15 protein-coding genes and 1 pseudogene are annotated in these 17,778 nt (G+C 60.5%); 9 read left to right on the forward strand and 7 right to left on the reverse strand.

Features of this window, described 5'->3' with window-relative positions; genetic code table 11:
- Positions 1-45: 45 nt before the first annotated feature.
- On the reverse strand, positions 46-1,218 hold the full coding sequence (locus tag KVY02_RS11520; protein ID WP_218313570.1) for an RNA-guided endonuclease TnpB family protein: 1,173 nt from the start codon (positions 1,216-1,218) through the stop codon (positions 46-48).
- Positions 1,219-1,390: 172 nt separating this feature from the next.
- Between KVY02_RS11520 and KVY02_RS11525 the strand changes: the two are divergent.
- Positions 1,391-1,843: pseudogene (locus KVY02_RS11525) on the forward strand (hypothetical protein); the annotation flags it as partial.
- 38 nt (positions 1,844-1,881) lie between these two features.
- On the forward strand, positions 1,882-2,640 hold the full coding sequence (locus tag KVY02_RS11530) for a TlyA family RNA methyltransferase (RefSeq protein WP_218313571.1): 759 nt from the start codon (positions 1,882-1,884) through the stop codon (positions 2,638-2,640).
- Here KVY02_RS11530 and mscK read toward each other — a convergent pair.
- Positions 2,637-5,933: a mechanosensitive channel MscK gene (gene mscK / locus KVY02_RS11535; RefSeq protein ID WP_256357609.1), complete on the reverse strand. Its 3,297-nt coding sequence runs from the start codon at positions 5,931-5,933 to the stop codon at positions 2,637-2,639. The genes KVY02_RS11530 and mscK overlap by 4 nt on opposite strands.
- Positions 5,934-6,155: 222 nt before the next feature.
- Between mscK and KVY02_RS11540 the strand changes: the two genes are divergently transcribed.
- The 4 genes from KVY02_RS11540 (at position 6,156) to KVY02_RS11555 (ending at position 8,286) form a co-directional block, all read left to right on the forward strand.
- On the forward strand, positions 6,156-7,175 hold the full coding sequence (locus tag KVY02_RS11540) for a phospholipase A (protein ID WP_218313573.1): 1,020 nt from the start codon (positions 6,156-6,158) through the stop codon (positions 7,173-7,175).
- An 88-nt stretch (positions 7,176-7,263) separates the two neighbouring features.
- A complete protein-coding gene (locus KVY02_RS11545; protein ID WP_016914410.1) occupies positions 7,264-7,596 on the forward strand; it encodes a DUF883 family protein in 333 nt (110 codons plus the stop codon).
- A complete protein-coding gene (locus tag KVY02_RS11550) occupies positions 7,596-8,000 on the forward strand; it encodes a phage holin family protein (protein WP_081137592.1) in 405 nt (134 codons plus the stop codon). Before KVY02_RS11545 ends, KVY02_RS11550 begins: the two co-directional genes overlap by 1 nt.
- A complete protein-coding gene (locus tag KVY02_RS11555; RefSeq protein WP_081137590.1) occupies positions 7,972-8,286 on the forward strand; it encodes a YqjK-like family protein in 315 nt (104 codons plus the stop codon). Before KVY02_RS11550 ends, KVY02_RS11555 begins: the two co-directional genes overlap by 29 nt.
- A gap of 62 nt (positions 8,287-8,348) precedes the next feature.
- Here the strand turns inward: KVY02_RS11555 and KVY02_RS11560 are convergent, their stop codons facing one another.
- On the reverse strand, positions 8,349-9,533 hold the full coding sequence (locus KVY02_RS11560; RefSeq protein WP_039181033.1) for an NAD(P)/FAD-dependent oxidoreductase: 1,185 nt from the start codon (positions 9,531-9,533) through the stop codon (positions 8,349-8,351).
- 190 nt (positions 9,534-9,723) lie between these two features.
- Between KVY02_RS11560 and KVY02_RS11565 the strand changes: the two genes are divergently transcribed.
- Both KVY02_RS11565 and KVY02_RS11570 read left to right on the forward strand, forming a co-directional pair.
- On the forward strand, positions 9,724-10,788 hold the full coding sequence (locus tag KVY02_RS11565; protein WP_081137588.1) for an efflux RND transporter periplasmic adaptor subunit: 1,065 nt from the start codon (positions 9,724-9,726) through the stop codon (positions 10,786-10,788).
- Complete coding sequence (locus KVY02_RS11570; protein WP_100731925.1) at positions 10,788-13,928, forward strand: efflux RND transporter permease subunit; 3,141 nt, start codon at positions 10,788-10,790, stop codon at positions 13,926-13,928. Before KVY02_RS11565 ends, KVY02_RS11570 begins: the two co-directional genes overlap by 1 nt.
- Before the next feature lie 97 nt (positions 13,929-14,025).
- Here the strand turns inward: KVY02_RS11570 and KVY02_RS11575 are convergent, their stop codons facing one another.
- The gene (locus KVY02_RS11575) at positions 14,026-14,454 is read right to left on the reverse strand and encodes a DUF3617 domain-containing protein (RefSeq protein WP_016914416.1); all 429 of its coding nucleotides are present in this window, start codon (positions 14,452-14,454) and stop codon (positions 14,026-14,028) included.
- A gap of 124 nt (positions 14,455-14,578) precedes the next feature.
- Between KVY02_RS11575 and KVY02_RS11580 the strand changes: the two genes are divergently transcribed.
- On the forward strand, positions 14,579-14,788 hold the full coding sequence (locus KVY02_RS11580) for a CPXCG motif-containing cysteine-rich protein (protein WP_081137584.1): 210 nt from the start codon (positions 14,579-14,581) through the stop codon (positions 14,786-14,788).
- Positions 14,789-14,795: 7 nt separating this feature from the next.
- Here KVY02_RS11580 and KVY02_RS11585 read toward each other — a convergent pair whose 3' ends face one another.
- The 3 genes from KVY02_RS11585 to KVY02_RS11595 are packed head-to-tail and all read right to left on the reverse strand — an operon-like array spanning position 14,796 to position 17,759.
- A complete protein-coding gene (locus tag KVY02_RS11585; RefSeq protein WP_016914418.1) occupies positions 14,796-15,638 on the reverse strand; it encodes an ABC transporter permease subunit in 843 nt (280 codons plus the stop codon).
- The gene (locus KVY02_RS11590; protein WP_081195665.1) at positions 15,635-16,546 is read right to left on the reverse strand and encodes an ABC transporter permease subunit; all 912 of its coding nucleotides are present in this window, start codon (positions 16,544-16,546) and stop codon (positions 15,635-15,637) included. Before KVY02_RS11590 ends, KVY02_RS11585 begins: the two co-directional genes overlap by 4 nt.
- A 31-nt stretch (positions 16,547-16,577) precedes the next feature.
- Positions 16,578-17,759: an ABC transporter ATP-binding protein gene (locus KVY02_RS11595; protein WP_218313574.1), complete on the reverse strand. Its 1,182-nt coding sequence runs from the start codon at positions 17,757-17,759 to the stop codon at positions 16,578-16,580.
- Positions 17,760-17,778: the final 19 nt, after the last annotated feature.

Raw genomic sequence — 17,778 nt, forward strand, 5'->3', positions numbered from 1 at the left:
GCCCAGTGACTGCTCCCCGCCCTGACGGGCGAGGCTTCCCACGTCTTAGGCCGCTGCCGGTGCGTGACCGGGCTTACACAGGCCTCGATGGGCAGAGACCGACAGTCCTTCGGCCTTCAACTGGATGATGCCTTGATGCTTGATGTTAAGCGCCGCATTGATGTCGCGGTCGATGCCCTGGGTGCCGCAGTGAGGACAATCCCAAGTGCGAACCGTTAGCGGCATTTGTTCGACCTTGTGGCCGCAGCCCGCACAGGTCTTGGTGCTGGCAAACCACTGGTCGATTTTGACCAGATGCTTGCCTTGCTGCTTGGCTTTGTAGTCCAGTTTTTGGATCAGGCTGTGCCAACTGGCATCGGCAATATGTTTTGCCAGCTTGCGGTTTTTCAGCAGGTTTTTGACGTTCAAGGTCTCGACCACCACCGCTTGGTTATCGTCAATGAATTGTCGAGACAGTTTATGCTGGAAGTCAGCACGGGCATTGGCCAGGCGCTCGTGCGCCTTGGCAAGGGTTAGCCGTGCTTTCGCACGGCGCTTGCTGCCCTTCTGGCAGCGGGAAAGCGCTTTTTGTTTGCGCCGCAAATTAGCACGCGCCCGCTTCAAGAAACGAGGATTGGCCACTTTGCGGCCAGTCGAGTCGATAGCCAAATGCGTCAAGCCCATATCGACCCCCAGCACGGTGTCGACGGTTTGCAGCGGTGCGGGCGCCTCAACGCCGTCCTCGACCAGCACCGAGGCGTAGTATTTGCCGGTGGTGGTACGGGTTAAGGTGATGCTTTTCAGCGTGCCGGTGATGTCACGGTGAAGTCGGGCTTTAATCGGCGTGAGCTTTGGCACTTTGATCCAGCTCCCACCGACCTTGATGCCGGTACAGTGATAGCTCGATTGCTTACCGTGCTTGCGCTTGAATTTGGGGTAGCGGGCTTTTAACTGGGGGTTAAAGAAGTTCTGGAAGGCGCGATCCAAGTTAATGCACGCCTGCTGCAACGCAATTGAATCGTAGTCTTTCAGCCAGTGGTACTTGCGGGATTTTTTCGCTACCGCCAGTAGCGGCTTGAGGTCTTTCTTAGCCCGGAGCTTGGTGCCATGCCGCTTGTACTGCGTACTGATGATGTGCAGTGCCTTGTTGTACGCAAACCGCACCGCGCCGAACTGCTGATTTAAGAAATCAGCTTGTTCAGGGGTCGGGTAGAGGCGTACTTTGGTGGCTATTAACATGGCACGGCGCCGCTCAAAACTGTATTTTTATACATAATAGACAGTAAGGGGCGAAGATCAACCCCCAGCAGCGCTAGCGCGCTTCCCGCTTGTATCCCCGCCCGATTGGGCGAGGGTTTACGCGGAATTTTGCTAATTCCCACCCGCCCTTCATTTGCTGGCTCGGACTGGGGCCTACAACAACCCGGACTATCTGCTGCAAAAGGTGACCCGGGCCACTCGGGGCGATGAGATCATCATGCACTTCGAAGGCCAGCCCATCTCCTCCCAGGAGAGCGTGGCGGGAGTGGCCAGCGAGCTCCCCCTCGCCCCAGTGTCATTGGTCGTCGCCCCGCACCTGGAACGCATTTATGCGGAAATGGGCCGACGCTGCATCGGCCGCGAAGGCGACCCGCACCGCTGGGTCAAGCCTGAGTTTCACGGCAAGCGCTTCGGTGAAGCCTCACTGCCCTTCGAGCAGTTTCTCTCGCGGCTTTACATCTACCACTACGATCCTCTGGAGAGCGGCAAACAGGCCACCGTCAGCGAGGAGGAGCGGGAGCGCGTCAAGGGCTATCTACATCGCAGCTGGGGAGCTACGCGAATCCCTCCCACCGACTTGCAGGCAGAGCCAGGCACAACATGACATAATGCGCGGTCTTTCAACGCTCCTGATACGCTGCCATGATACGACTCGATCAACTGCTGGTCAGCCAGGCGCTGGCCAGCTCACGCACCCGCGCCCAGCGCCTCATCAAGAACGGGCGTGTCTTTTTGACCGACGGCACCCCGCTCACCAAGCCTTCCGAAAAGTGGCCCGCCGACACATCACTGCGCGTCGAGGAGGACCCCGAGGAGCGCTACGCTTCCCGGGCAGGCCTTAAACTCGAGGGAGCGCTCACTACGCTGGATATGCGGCTGGAGGGCCTGGGCGTGCTGGATGTGGGCCAGTCCACCGGCGGCTTTACCGACTGCGCCCTGCGCTTCGGAGCCCGCCATGTAGTGGGTGTCGAGGTAGGCCACGACCAGTTGGCCGAAGCGCTGCGCCAGGACCCAAGGGTAGTGTGCCTGGAAGGCTTGAATGCGCGCCACATGAGCACCTCGGCAGCCTTGCTGGAAGTGCTGCGCCAATACCCCATCGAGCTGGCCATCATGGACGTGTCGTTCATTTCTCAAACGCTGATCCTGCCGGAAATCGCCGCCTTGCTACCGGCCAAGGGAAAGCTTATCTCTCTGGTCAAACCGCAGTTCGAGTTGGAGCCCAGCGCGCTGGACAAGCGCGGCGTGGTACGCGACCCAGCCCGCTACAGCGAGGTGGAGCACAAGATACGTGCAGCCTGCCAGACCTGCGGTTTGCACATCACCCATTGGCAAGAGAGCCCGATCACCGGCGGGGACGGCAATCGGGAGTTCCTGATGCTGGCCAGTCACGAGGCCCCTTAACCCAGATTTGCAGGAGGCAGCGGCTTGCGGGTCTGTACTTTCACCGACTCCCCTTGATCTCGGTGAAGCCATACGTCCATCTGCTCGAAGGCCACCCGCACGCCCGCTTCGCGGAATAGCTCATCCACACGGCAGTTCACTTCGTCGGCTGCAAACAGCCGGTCCAGCAAGTCGTTGACGAAGATGCGCAGCTCGAAATTCAGGCTGTGCGGGCCATAGTTGAGGTAGAACACCTGAGGCTCCGGGTCCGCCAGCACGCGTGGGTTTTCATCGGCGGCCTGGCGCAGCAGCTGATGCACCAATGGCAAATCAGAGCCATGCGCTACGCCATAGGTCAGCACCACCCGAGTGACATTGTCCGACAGCGACCAGTTGATCAGCTGGTCGGTGACGAATGTCTTGTTGGGAATGATGATCTCCTTGCGATCGAAGTCGGTCACCGTGGTGGCGCGGATGCGGATACGGCTGACCGTGCCATGCAGGTTACCCAGCGTGATGGTGTCGCCGATTCGAATGGGGCGTTCGAACAGGATGATCAGGCCAGAAATGAAGTTGGCAAAGATCTCCTGCAAACCAAAGCCCAGCCCCACGCTCAACGCCGCCACCAGCCACTGCAACTTGTCCCAGGAAACCCCCAGGGTGGCCAGCGACATGACGACCCCGGTACCCACGATGGTGTAAGAGAGCAGTGAGCTGATGGCGTAGGCGCTGCCCTGCTTCAAGGCCAGCCGCGACAGCACCATCACTTCGAGCAACCCCGGCAGGTTACGCGCCATGATGAAGGTAATGGCGACCACCAATAGCGCGGTGAAAAAGTCGGAAAGGGAGAGCGCGCTGTCCACCAGATCGCCCTCATCGGCGTCCCACAGCGCCACCTGATCCAGATACCCCAGCACTGCCAGCAGATCCGACCAGACCAGGTAGAGCAGCAGACTGAACCCGATCAGCAGAATGAGCTTGGAGAGCCGCAGCGACTGAGTATTGATCTTCTCCATGTCCAGGGGCGGCTCTTCGACCACTTCGAGACCGCCTTCGGCCCCCTCTTGCACCTGGGCACGCCTTCGCGCCAAAGCGCGCCGATACGCCAGGCGGCGAGCGGCCACCCCCAGGCTGCGGACCACCGTGGCTTCCACCACGACCCACAGCCCCAGCAGGTAAAGAGTCATGGCAAAACGCGCCACTAACCGCAGTGCCGTATATTCGTAGCCCCAGGCCACCAGCCCAAGCATCACCAACGGTACGCTGGCCATGGCCAGCCCCAGGATCAACCGAAACAGCCGCACTCCAAAGACAGGCACGTGGGCCAGAATCAGCTGCATCAACCACCACGCCATGGCCAGCAGCCCCAGCATGAACAGCCCCATGGCCACCGGGCGCATGGCCAGCGGGGTCTCCACCTGCCCAGACATGGCCGCAATCCCTACCACGGGAACCAGCGCCACGCCTAACCCTCCGAGCAGCTGGCGTAATCGAGCATTGTAAGCGGGTGCCCAGGTAAAGTGACGCTCGGCAACGCCATCGGGCACCAGCAGGCGGCGGCCCAAGGCAATCACCCCCCAGCTCAGGCTCAGTTGCAGCAAGGCCGGCGCCAGCCCCATTGCCAGGGCGCCTTCTGCCGTGCGCAGGGCAACGCCAGCCCCCGCCAGCGCCAGCGGGCCAGGCAGCGCCAGCAGCGCATTCATCAGCACTGCTCTGGGCGTGTGCAGCTGCGTATCACTCTTCAAACGGCCTATTTGCGAGTGTAGCCGGGCCAGCGCGGCCTTGATACGGGAGCGTAACCCCAGCAGCGCCAGGCTTAGCAGCAGGAGCGGCGCACCGACCAGCATGTCCCAGCCAAGGCCCTGCCAGCGGTTGGGCAGCACGGCACGCCATTCGCCCTGCTGCCACTCCTGCTGCAGGTAATTGGGTAACTGGCGCACCCAGTTAAGGTCCAGCGGACGACTGTTGGCTACCCAGAAAAGCTGTTCATCGATGGTGGCGCGCAGCTCGTGGGTGGTGGTCAAGAGCTGTTGCTGGTTCAACTGCAGCTCGATGGCGGCGCTCAACAGGCTGCCGTAGGACTGCTCGAGCTGCTCCACCAGCTCACGGCGAGATTGATAAAGCCGCGTCAGGGAGTCCACCAGCCCAGGCGTCACCTCGACGCCCGCTTCCTGTAGCCGCTGAGTGGCCAGGCGTTCTCCCTGGCGCAGCTGATCACGCTGGCGTATCAGGTCGAACTGCTTGAGGCGCAAGTCGGCAATTTCATCTTGCAGGTCGCGACGCGGCACGATCACCGGTAGCGACTGGCGCTGCTCCCTGAGTATCCGGGATAGCAGCTGGCTACCGCGAATGGCCTCCATCTGCTCACCAAGACTACGCTGCAACTGACGCACCAGCTCCAATTGGCGCTGGGCTTCGATGTTTTCGCGCACGATGCCATTGGCGCGGTCGGTGGCACGCAGCAGCTCGAGGCTCAGGTTCTGGTTTACCTGCTGGGCGCGGAGCACCACCGGATGCCCCTCGGCAATCAATGGATCATCCCGGGCGGCATCGGCAATCGCCTGCTCGGACTGCAGGCGTCGCTGACGATCGATGACCCCTTGCAGCAGGTTCAGCCGCTGCTCCTGATGGTCGATCTGCAACGCCAACAGCTCGCGCCGCTGCTGAGCCAGTTCCCGCAGCCGACTGTTGGCACTGAGCTCACGCTGATTGAGGGACACTTCCTGCTCGGCCAGCGCACGCTCCAGACGCCACTGGATCAACTGCGCATCCTCGCGAGCGGATAGCTGGCGGTCGGCCAGCAGCGCTTCTCGGGTATCATGTTCGCGGCGCAAGGTCTCGGCCCGCTGCAAGGCTTCGGAGATGGCTTGCTGGGCACGTTCGGGCAAGGTTTGCGCAGCCAACAGCTGCGAATTGACTTCAGCCAACTGGCTCTGTAGCTGCTGGAGTTCGATCACTGCACTGCCCTGCTGAGCTTCCAGTGCGTCCAGCGGCGTATCGCTCAAGCTATCCACGGAGAGCTGCAGGCTCTCCTCTTCGGCCTCGCGAAGCTCACGCTCCAGCTGCAGCAGTTGCTCCGGGGCTTGACTGACGCGCTGCTCCAGCGCGCGCTGTCGCTCCTCCAGCGCCTTGAGCCGCTCATGGGCTTGCAGCGCCGCTTCCAGGGCAGCCTGCTCGCGCTGCTGCGCGGCGGTCAGCTCCCCCTCCTGAGACTCCAGTGCAGCCAGCCGCTCGTTCAGAGCACTTTCCGAAGGCACACGCTCGCCGCTTTCGGCCCACCCCACCGGAGATACAACCAGCAGCGCGACACACATCAACACGCCCAGCGCGCCGTTCACTGCTTTCATGGCACTCTTCACCACGTCTAGAAGCCTCATTGACTGGTCAGCCCGCATTATCGGGCAAGGTGCCATTGTCAATCGTAAGGCCTGCCCGCGCAATCCGGCCGGTCACCAGAATATTGGCAGTTGACTTACTTCGGCCGCCTGTATAGAACGACGCTAACATTTGTCTATTTACCAACGTGGGCCATATTGATGGTTATCCGACCCCTGATACTGACAAGCCTGCTGGTTGCTCTGGGCAGCCAGTCGGCCATGGCCGAGACACGCGGCGATATCGAAGCGCGTATTCGCGCCTTGAATACCGAGCTCTATCAGCTCCGCCAGCAGCTGCAGCAAATTGACGCACCCGAAGCGGCGGCTCAGGGTATTCCACCGGCGCCCCTGCCAGAAGAGGTCGCCCTGGAGGATTTGACCGAGCGCCGCCAGCTGGAGCAGCAGTCGACGCGTAACCCGTTTTCCATCACCACCCACCGTACCAATTACCTGTTTCCGGTGAGCTATAACACTAACCAGGACGCCAACAACTTTCGTGAAGTGACCGATGCGTCCGGGCCTAACAACAACGAAGTGAAGTTCCAGTTCAGCGCCAAGTTCAATCTGGCGGAAGACGTGTTTGGCGACATTGGCGACGTCTATTTCGCCTATACCCAGCGAAGCTGGTGGCAGGCCTATAACACTGATGCCTCTTCCCCTTTCCGGGAAACCAACTACGAGCCCGAGGTGTTCATCGATTTCGATAACGCCTGGAGCGCCTTGGGCTGGGTGAATACGCGCAATCGTATCGCCTTCAACCATCAATCCAATGGCCGCTCGGACCCGCTGTCACGGAGCTGGAACCGCGTCTATCTGGAAAGCACGCTGCAGCGCGGCAACTGGGCACTGACCCTGGCACCCCACTGGCGCGTTCCAGAGTCGGATGGTGACGACGATAATCCGGATATCGAGCGTTTCATGGGATATGGCGACATTCGTCTGGCCAAGCGCTTGGACAACAATCATGAAGTCGCTGGTCAACTGCGCGGCAACCCGAGCCCGGGCAACCTGGGTACTCAAATCGACTATAGCTGGCCCGCCTTCAATGGGGTGCGAGCACACGTACAGTATTACTACGGGTACGGCGAAAGCATGATCGATTACGACAACCGCGTGCATCGCCTGAGTCTCGGTTTCAGCCTCAACCCGCTGTTCAGCGCCACGGGCCTGAACCGTTGATGCGGAACCACTAAACTTTGGGGTTGTCTGTAGAGTGACGGCTGCTATGCTGAAGCTGTCACTCATTCATTCGTCAAAGGAAGACATCATGGCTAAACGTAACACAGACGCCTCCGCACGTGCCGACCAGCTGAAAGAAGACCTGCGCCATCTCAGCGAGACGGTCGAAGAGCTGATGAACGCCACATCGAAAGATGCCAGCGGTGAAATGCGCGACCTGCGTGAGCGTGCCGAACGTCGTTTGAAGGATACTCGTGCCCGCCTGGAAGCCCGCGGCGAGCGCATCTATGAAGACACCCGCGAGTCACTGGCCCAACAGGCCGATTGCTGCGACCGCTATGTACATGAGAACCCCTGGACCAGCATCGGTATCGGTGCCGCAGCTGGCCTGGTGGTAGGTATGCTGCTCGGTCGTCGCTAATGGCATTGGGTCCAACCCAACGCGTCTTTTCTGCCGCTAAACGCTTGTTGAGGTCACTGTTAGCTAACGGTGAAACCCGCCTGCGTTTGGCGGTGTTGGAATTGGAGGAAGAGCGCGCTCGTTTATTGGTACTACTGTTGTTGGCTGGCGCTAGCCTGCTGCTACTGCTGCTGGGTGTGGCCACGCTGACGGCGCTGGTAGTCGTTCTGTTCTGGGACACCTATCGGCTGACGGCCATTGGCGTGAGTGCTGGCGTACTGATGGCACTCAGCCTGCTGCTGGCCGTGATTGCCATACGTCAGGCAAAGCGGCACTCGCTGCTCAAGGAAACCTTGAAACAGCTAGCAGCCGATCGCGCCCTGCTGGAGGCCAATGATGAAGAACTCGCCGAACGCCGCCGCTAAGGTGACGGACAAGCCGCTAACCCGCCAGCAACGTAAGGCGGCGTTACTGGCCGAGCTGGAGCAGCAGCGTATCGATATACTGGTGAGCAGCGATACGTTACAACGCACTTCCGCGCCGCTCGACCGGCACTGGCGAAGCCTGCGCTTACCGCTGTACGTTGTGGGCGGGCTAGCTGCCCTGCGGCTGGTTCGCCATCCTGGTGGCGCCATGGCCGTCGGCAAACGCGCATTGGCAGGCTATATGCTGCTTCGCAAGCTGAAACTGCTGGCCAAAGTCGCCAGCTGACGAGGCGTTTGCCTGTTCAAAGCCGCCGGATGCCTTGCCTCAGGCGGCTTTTTCAATGGTGATCAACACGCTTGGCCACAGGCGACGCCACTCGCCCAGGCCCACTGGAAGTTGTAACCACCCAACTGGCCCGTGACATCCAGCACTTCGCCAATGAAACGCAGCTGGGGTAAGCCTCGTACTTCAAAATTCTTCGACGAAATGGCCTCGGTACTGATCCCGCCCATGGTCACCTCTGCCGTACGCCAGCCCTCTGTGCCCGCTGGTTTCACCTGCCACTCATTGAGGTACTGTGCCCAGCAGTCGATCGCCTCGTTGCTGTACTGTGCCAATGGCATGGCGGTGGCGTGCTCGGGGTACCACTCCACTATCGCCTGTGCCAGACGTTTGGGAAACCGCTCACCCAGCCAGGTAGACAGCATGCGCTTGGGAGTTTGCTCACGCGCATGACGCAGCGAAGCCGCCACCTCCTCACCCGGCAATAAATCAATCGTAATGGCGCTACCGGGCTGCCAGACGCTCGAAATCTGGAGCATCGCCGGCCCCGACAGCCCCCGGTGGGTAAACAGCATGGGCTCATTGAAGCGCCCTTGACCACAGCTGACCGATACCGGCACGCTGAGCCCTGACAGCGTTTCAGCACGCGCTTTCCAGACATCACTGAGCGTGAAGGGCACCAGCCCAGGCCGAGTAGGCAACACCTCAAGTCCAAATTGACGGGCGAGATCGTAACCGAAGCCCGAAGCCCCCATGGTGGGAATGGAGAGCCCCCCCGTGGCCACTACCAACACGCCACAGCTGATGGTGCCCATCGAAGTAGTCAACTGCATTCCCTCGCCCAAGCGCTCCACCTTGGAAATGGACGTCTTCAATGCCAGTTCGACGCCGGCCCATTCACATTCGGTCAGCAGGACTCTCACGATCTCCTTGGCGGAGTCGGCACAAAAGAGTTGCCCCGGCGCTTTTTCCACATACTCCACGCCATGGCGCTCCACCAGAGATACAAAATGTTCTGGACGGTAACGTTTCAACGCAGAAATGCAAAAATAAGGATTTTCCGAATAAAAATGGCTTGGTGAGGCATCAAGGTTGGTAAAGTTACAACGGCCTCCTCCCGACATGAGGATTTTCTTGCCCGGTTTATTGGCATGGTCAACCACCAGCACGCGCCGCCCTGCATAACCTGCTTGAGCCGCACACATCAACCCGGCAGCACCTGCGCCAATAACGACGACGTCGTAAACCATCCTGGAAGCCCTACATGAAAAGCTGACTATCTTAGCAGCAGAGAGGCTGCTCAGCACTTTACAAGCCAAAAATATATGTACATACAATGTACAACAAATATCTTTTCATTCCGTTATCTTGCCGTTTGCCCTTATCACGGCAGTCGATTTCAGGATAATGCAGGTCACCTCTGTTTACGTTGAGACGCCAATGCTTGTTTACAAACGCCTCTTCTGCTGTCTGCTGCTGGCCACTTTGCCGCCATACGCCATAGCACAAACCCCGCCCCCCGTGATCGGCCACTACGCCACGGCTACCGCCTGGTCCGACCCATTAGAAGCCCTGGGCACCCTGCGTGCCGACGAGAGCGTCACGCTGTCAGCTACCGTGACCGATACCATTGCCGAAATCACCTTCGAAGATGGTGCCCAGGTCGAACAGGGCGAGCTGCTGATACGCCTTGAAGATGCCGAGGAGCAGGCGCTGCTGAGGGCAGCACGGGCGATCACCGATGAGCGCCGTAACGCGGTGGGCAGAACGTCTCAACTTCAGGAACGCAACTTGGCCCCCCGCGCCGAACTGGAAGATACCCAAGCGCGGCTGAGGCAGGCAGAGGCCGATGCCCAGGCGTTAGAGGCACGCCTGGCCAACTACCGGATAGTGGCACCGTTCAGTGGTCGCGTCGGCTTTCGTAATGTCAGCGCTGGCGCACTGGTGACCCCGGGCATGGAGCTGGTGACCCTCGACAAGCTGGATGTCATGAAGCTGGACTTTACCGTACCGGAAGTGTTTCTGGGCCGCCTGTCGGCAGGGCTGGCGCTGAGCGCGACCACCGCCGCCTACCCGGATGAGGTCTTCCGCGGTGAAATCGCCAGTATTGGCACGCGTATCGACCCGGTATCTCGCAGTATCAGTGTGCGGGCCGAGCTGGCCAACCCAGAGCTGCGCCTGCGCCCCGGCATGTTGATGGAGGTGGTCGTGCAACAACGCGTGCGCAATACGCTGGTACTGCCGGAAGCCGCTATCGAGCCGAGCGGCAATCGCCATTTCGTGATGGTCATTCACGAGGAGGAAGGAGAGCATCGCCTGGAGCGCCGAGAGGTCGCCTTGGGTGAGCGTCGCAGTGGCGAAGTGGAAGTGCTCGAAGGCGTGGCAGATGGCGAACTGGTGGCAGTACACGGTCTGCAGCTGGCACGAGATGGCCAGCAGGTACGTTTACTGGGCATCACCGATGAAGAGACCAGCATCCGTGCCCTGCTGGAGGCTGACCGCTGATGCGCTTATCCGACATCTCCGTACAGCGTCCGGTGCTGGCCATGGTCATCGCCGCGCTGATCGTGGCCTTCGGCCTGCTGGCGCTGAATCGCCTGCCGCTGCAGGAGTACCCTACGGTCGACCCACCGGTCGTCAGCATCGATACACGTTACCCCGGTGCCTCGGCCAGCGTGGTCGAAACCCGTATTACCCAGGTGCTGGAAGACCGTATTGCCGGGGTAGAGGGTATCGAGCTGATTACCTCCCAGAGCGAAGATGGACGATCGCGCATCCAGATCGAGTTTGCCATCAGCATGGATATCGACGCGGCGGCCAACGATGTGCGCGACCGCATATCGGGTGCCTTGCGCAACCTTCCCGATGATGCCGACAATCCTGAAGTCACCAAGGCCGACAGCAGCGATGAAATCGTCATCTGGCTGAGTCTCTCAGGGGCGGACTACTCGATCACCGAGCTCACCGACTACGCCAACCGCTTTCTGGTGGACAGCCTGTCGGTGCAGCCGGGGGTAGCCAGAGTGCGCGTGGGCGGTGGCCGCGACTATGCCATGCGTGTCTGGCTGGACCGCAACGCGCTGGCAGCACGAGGCCTCACCGTGGGTGATATCGAGGATGCCCTGCGCGCCGAAAACGTCGAGCTGCCCGCTGGCTCCATCGAGTCCGATGATCGCCAGTTCATCGTACGGCTACCGCGCAATTTCGCCACCGCCGATGACTTTCAGCGGCTGGCGGTTACCCAGGGCAACAACGGGCACCTGATTCGTCTGGCCGATGTGGCCCGAGTGGAAGTGGGCTCGGTAGAAGACCGTTCGGTGTTTCGTGCCAACGGCGTGCCCATGGTGGGGCTAGGCATGATCATGCAGTCCACCGCCAACGTGGTGGAGCTTTCCGAAGCGGTGCAACAGGAGCTGGAGCGCTTGCAAGGCACCCTGCCCGAGGGCATGTCATTGACGCTCAACTACGACGCCTCGGTGTTCGTGTCGGGTGCCATCGACCAGGTGGTCATGACGCTGTTCATCGCCATGGGGCTGGTGGTGATCGTGATTTTCCTGTTCCTGGGCAATCTGCGAACCACCATCGTGCCCGCCGTGACCGTCCCCATCGCCGTGATTGGCGCCTTTACCGCGCTGGCTGTCATGAATTTCTCGATCAACCTGCTGACGCTGCTAGCGCTGGTACTGGCCATTGGCCTGATCGTCGACGACGCCATCGTGGTGCTGGAAAACATCAACCGACGCATGCACGATTACGGTGAGACACCGCTGGTGGCGGCCTTCCGCGGCACTCGTCAAATCGCTTTTGCGGTCATTGCCACGACCCTCGTGCTGGTAGCCGTGTTCGTGCCGCTGAGCATGCTGCAGGGTGACATCGGCCGTCTGTTTTCCGAATTTGCGCTGACCATGGCCGCCGCGGTGGTCGTCTCCACGCTGCTGGCCCTGACCCTGACCCCCATGATGGCTTCCAAGATCCTCAAGCCGGGGATGCACGATAGCCGCATTGGCCAAGGAGTGCAGTGGCTGCTGGACGGCGCTCGAAAGCGTTACCAGCGCGCGCTGGAGGTCGTGCTGGCATTCAGATGGGTGGTGGTGGCCCTGTTTGCCCTGCTGGTGGCAGGCACTGCCTGGCTGGCGTCGGTGCTGCCCAGTGAGTACACCCCTCAAGAAGACCGCGGCAACTTCATCGTGCTGGTCAACGGGCCCGAAGGCGCCACCTTCGATTACATGATGGATTACATGGATGAGATCGAAGCACGCCTGACACCCTTCGTCGATAGCGGCGAGCTGGAGCGCGTGGTGGTGCGGGCACCGCGAGGGTTCGGCAATATCGAAAACTTCAACAGCGGTTTCATCATCGTCAACATGGCCGACTGGGGCAGCCGCCGCAGCGCCTGGGAGATCATGGCGGACGTGAGGCAAACCCTGGGCTCTTTGCCGGGCGTGCAAGCCTTCCCGGTCATGCGCCAGGGGTTTGGTCAACGCACCCAGAAACCGGTCCAGTTCGTGCTAGGGGGCGGCACTTACGAGGAGCTGGCCAGCTGGCGGGATACGCTGGTCAACCATATTCGCGAGCACAACCCGCGCCTGACCGCCGTAGAGAGCAATTACAACGAAACCCAGCCGCAGCTCCGGGTCGACATCAACTACGAACGGGCCGCCGCGCTGGGGGTCACCGTCACGGAAATAGGCCGGACGCTGGAGGTGCTGCTCGGTGGGCGCAACGTGACCCGTTACGTGGATGACGGCGAAGAGTACGATGTGATTCTGGAAGGCGACCGTGGCCGCCAGAATAGCCCGCGAGCGCTGGACAATATCCAGGTACGCTCCGCGCGGTCCGGTGAACTGATTCCGCTCGCCAGCCTGGTGACGCTCTCTGACTTTGCTGGTGCCAGCACGCTCAACCGCTTCGACCGCGTGCGCGCCATTACCATCGAGGCCAACCTGGCCGATGGCTACCCCTTGGGTGAAGCGCTGGCCTACCTGCAAGACACCGCGAACACCATTCTGCCAGAAGAAGTGCAGACCAATCTGGCAGGCCCGTCTCGAGACTTCCAGCAGGCCAGCGGGGCGACGACCTTTCTGCTGGTGCTTGGCGCCGTGGTGGTATTCCTGGTGCTTGCCGCCCAGTTCGAGAGCCTGATTCACCCCTTCGTGATCATGCTGACGGTGCCGCTGGCCATGAGCGGTGCCCTGCTGGCCCTGCTGCTGACCGGCCAGTCATTGAATATCTACAGTCAGGTGGGGCTGGTGCTGCTGATAGGATTGGCGGCCAAGAATGGCATACTGATCGTCGAGTTCGCCAACCAGCTGCGCGATGAGGGTCAGGCCTTTCGCTCGGCCCTGATCGAAGCGTCGGTGACCCGCCTGCGGCCCATTTTGATGACGGCGGTGACCACCATGGCCGGGGCGATCCCGCTGATCGTTTCCAGTGGCCCTGGCGCAGAGTCTCGCCTGGTGATTGGCACGGTGATCATGGCGGGGGTCGGCGCAGCCACGGTGTTTACGCTGTTCGTGGTGCCGGTGGCCTACGACTTGCTGGCACGCTACTCAGGCTCGCCAGGCGCCGTCAAACGGCAGCTGGAAGAAGAAATTGCCAATGCGCCGGAGGCCGACCACGAACCGCTGGCCACGCCCGAGCGCTAGGCAACCTCTTCTACCGAGTAGACAGACAACAAGGGCGCCAAAAGGCGCCCTTGTTGTTGAAAACCGCTGCTGAAGATCGTTAAAGCAGTGCGTACGGTTACTCGCAGTCGCCGATGCGCTCGCCTTCGATCACGGTGTTCATGGTCAATTCGCCCATGGGTGACTGGGTGAAGATGTCCACGCTGCCTTCGATACGCTCACCCATGAAGCGCATTTCACCATCGATATTGGCTTCGCCACCTTCAGCACGGCACACCATGCTGTACGAAAGGCCATCGGCGTTCATGTCCTGGTGCTGCAGCTCGCAGCCCTCTTCTTCTTCGATGAAGCCAAACTCTGCGCCATCCAGCTCTTCCTGGGTGATGCACTGACGCTCGGTTTCGGTCTGATCGGGAATCTGCATGTCACCGCTGATACTGGTTACGCTGACGAACTCCCATTCGCCAGGCGTCACGTTCGGTGTTTCCGCCAGAGCAACCATCGGGAAGGCCAATAAGGCCGCTACTGCCATGTGACGTTTCATCATCGCTTTTTCTCACTAGGTTAATTGGGTAAACCCGCTCTTATCCTACCTGAATCATCCCGCTTGTGCCCGCCCCGGACAGGGCTGTTACACTGGATATCCTTTTTCTGCCTGACAGGCAACCACCATGCATGACGACGCGCTGGCCCCCCATGACTTCTACTGCCCCTATTGTGACACGCCTCTGACCTTCATGATCGACACGTCACAGGGCAGCCACGACACCTGGGAAGATTGCCATCAATGCTGCGCCCCCATCCGGCTTCAGGTGGTGATCTCACCTTTCACAGGCGAACTCGACGCCGTCATCACCGGCCGTGACGACGACGTCTTGTGAGCCATGGTCAGGCCACGTCATCCTGCTGCATCTGAGCCACCCGCCTGGCCTCGCTGCGGCGCATGAAGTACCACGCCAGCAGCGTCGCCAACGAGACGGTCAGAATGATCAGCGTGGCCAACGCATTGATCTTGGGCGAGACGCCCATGCGCACGGAGGAGAACACCACCATGGGCAGCGTATTGGCTCCCGGGCCCGATACGAAGCTGGCGATCACCAGGTCATCCAGCGACAGCGTGAACGCCAGCAGCCAGCCTGCCGCCAGGGCAGGCGCAATGACCGGCAGCGTCACGCTGAAGAATGTCTTGACCGGCGGCGAGCCAAGGTCCATGGCCGCCTCTTCGATGGAACGATCCAGTTCCCGGAGACGCGCCGACACCACCACCGCCACATAGGCACTGCAGAACGTGGTGTGGGCAATCCATATCGTCGCCATCCCTCGGTCCGCGGGCCAGCCAATCAGTTGCGCCATCTGCACGAACAGCAGCAGCAGGGAAAGCCCGGTGATCACTTCGGGCATGACCAGTGGTGCCGTCACCATGCTGGAGAGCGCCGTCTTGCCCCGAAAGTGCCCGTAGCGAGTCATCACGAAAGCCGCCACCGTGCCCAGGCACACCGCCATGCTGGCAGCGAAAAAGGCGATCTTGAGACTGGTCCATACCGCCGAGAGAATCTGCCGATCCCGAAACAGCTCGCCGTACCAGTGGGTCGAGAAGCCCGCCCACACCGTCACCAGGCGCGATGAGTTGAACGAGTAGAACACCAGCACGAACATCGGCAGATAGAGAAACAGCAGGCCAAGCACCAGCATCACCGTGGTAAAGCTGGGGCGCCGAGAGGACGTCATCATTGCTCGAGCTCCCGTGACTGGTAGCGGTGGAACCATACGATGGGGATCAACAACAGCAACAGCATGACCATCGCCAACGCCGCAGCCACCGGCCAATCACGATTCAGGAAGAACTCTTCCCAAAGCACCTTGCCGATCATCAGGGTGTCAGGCCCTCCCAACAGCTCGGGGATCACGAACTCACCCACCGCAGGAATGAACACCAGCATGGAACCCGCTACGATGCCTCCCATGGAAAGCGGCAAGGTGACTTTCAGGAAGGTATTCACTTTACGCGACCCCAGGTCAGAGGCCGCTTCCAATAGCGATGTATCCAGACGCGTCAGATGGGCATACAGCGGTAGCACCATGAACGGCAGGTAGGCATACACGATGCCCACGACGACCGCAAACTGGGTATTCATCATGCGTAGCGGCGAGTCGATGAGGCCGATGCTCAGCAGCAGATTGTTGATCAGGCCATTGTTGCTGAGTATGCCCATCCACGCATACACGCGGATCAGAAACGACGTCCAGGAGGGCAGCATCACCAGCAGCAGCAGAATCAACTGCCAGCGCCCCGGGGCACGGGCCATGGCATAGGCCATGGGATAACCGAGCAGCAAGCACACCAGCGTGGCGGTAAATGCTGTCTTGATGGAGCCCCAGTAAGCCGCGACATACAGCGAGTCAGAGAGCAAGAACAGATAGTTGCCGACATTGAGAAAGATACTCAGGGTTTGATCGGCATACTCGACCAGCGGCCCGTAGGGAGGAATGGCAATCGCCCCTTCGGCAAGGCTGATCTTGAGCACCAACGCAAAGGGCAGCAAAAAGAACAGCGTGAGCCACACCAGCGGGAATGCGATTACCGCACGCCGCCCCAGCTGCAGACGCTTGATCATGCCGGTAAAGCCAGATGGCATCATGGTAGGCAATCTCCTTCAAGAGACCGAATCATCAGCGATTCAGCACGATAGCGCTGTGATCTTCCCAGTAAACGTACACGCTATCCTCCCAGGTGGGACGATCACCGCGACGCTCTGTGTTGGCCATGCTCACCTTGATCAGCTTGCCCGAGGCCGTGCGCACGTAATACAGCGAATACCCCCCCAGATAGGCAATGTCATCCACCTTGCCAGCTTCCCAGTTGTATTCGCCGGTTGGCTGTTCACGGGTCAGCCAGATTTTCTCGGGGCGCAGGGCCGCCCATACTCGACGGTCCACCGCCTGGGTGGTGATCCCGTGATCGAGATAGATAGGCCTTGAAAGCGAGGGGCTGGCGATGCGGCAATGGTCCGCCGCGTCCTCGATGATCTCCCCTTCGAACAGGTTCACGGTACCGACGAATTCGGCCACCATGCGGCTAGCGGGGCTTTCGTAGATATCGACCGGAGAGCCCACCTGCTCGATCCAGCCATCGGCCATGATCGCCACGCGATCCGCCATGGTCATGGCCTCTTCCTGATCGTGAGTCACCATGATGCAGGTAACGCCTACCTGTTCGATGATCTCGACCACTTCCAGCTGCATTTCCGTGCGCAGCTTCTTGTCGAGAGCGCCCATGGGCTCGTCCAGCAGCAAGAGCTTCGGCCGTTTGGCCAGCGAACGCGCCAAGGCCACTCGCTGGCGCTGGCCGCCGGAAAGCTGATGCGGCTTGCGCTTGGCAAAGCGTTCCATATGCACCAGCTTCAGCATCTGGGCCACTCGCGCCTCGATATCCGCCTTGGGGAGCTTGTCCTGTTTCAGCCCGAAGGCGATGTTCTGCGCCACCGTCATATGCGGAAACAGCGCATAGGATTGAAACATCATGTTGATCGGGCGCTTGTGCGGCGGCATGTCGGTAATGTTTTCGCCACTCAGCAGGATGCGACCTTCGCTCGGCGTCTCGAAGCCCGCCAGCATGCGCAGCAGGGTCGACTTGCCAGACCCCGAGCCCCCCAACAGGGCGAAGATTTCGCCGCGTTTGACCTGCAAATTCACGTCATCCACCGCCAGCGCGTCATCGAAGCGCTTGCTCAGGCGTTTGACTTCCAACACGATATCCTCGGCAAAACGGGGTGCCTTTCCCTGTGGTCTCAGCGACGGGGGAATGGCAGATGACGAGGATGAAGTGTCGTTCGACAGGGGCGTAGTGACCATTCGCCACTCCCATCAAAAG

This window comes from Halomonas sp. 18071143, assembly GCF_019211725.1.
GTDB lineage: Bacteria > Pseudomonadota > Gammaproteobacteria > Pseudomonadales > Halomonadaceae > Vreelandella > Vreelandella stevensii.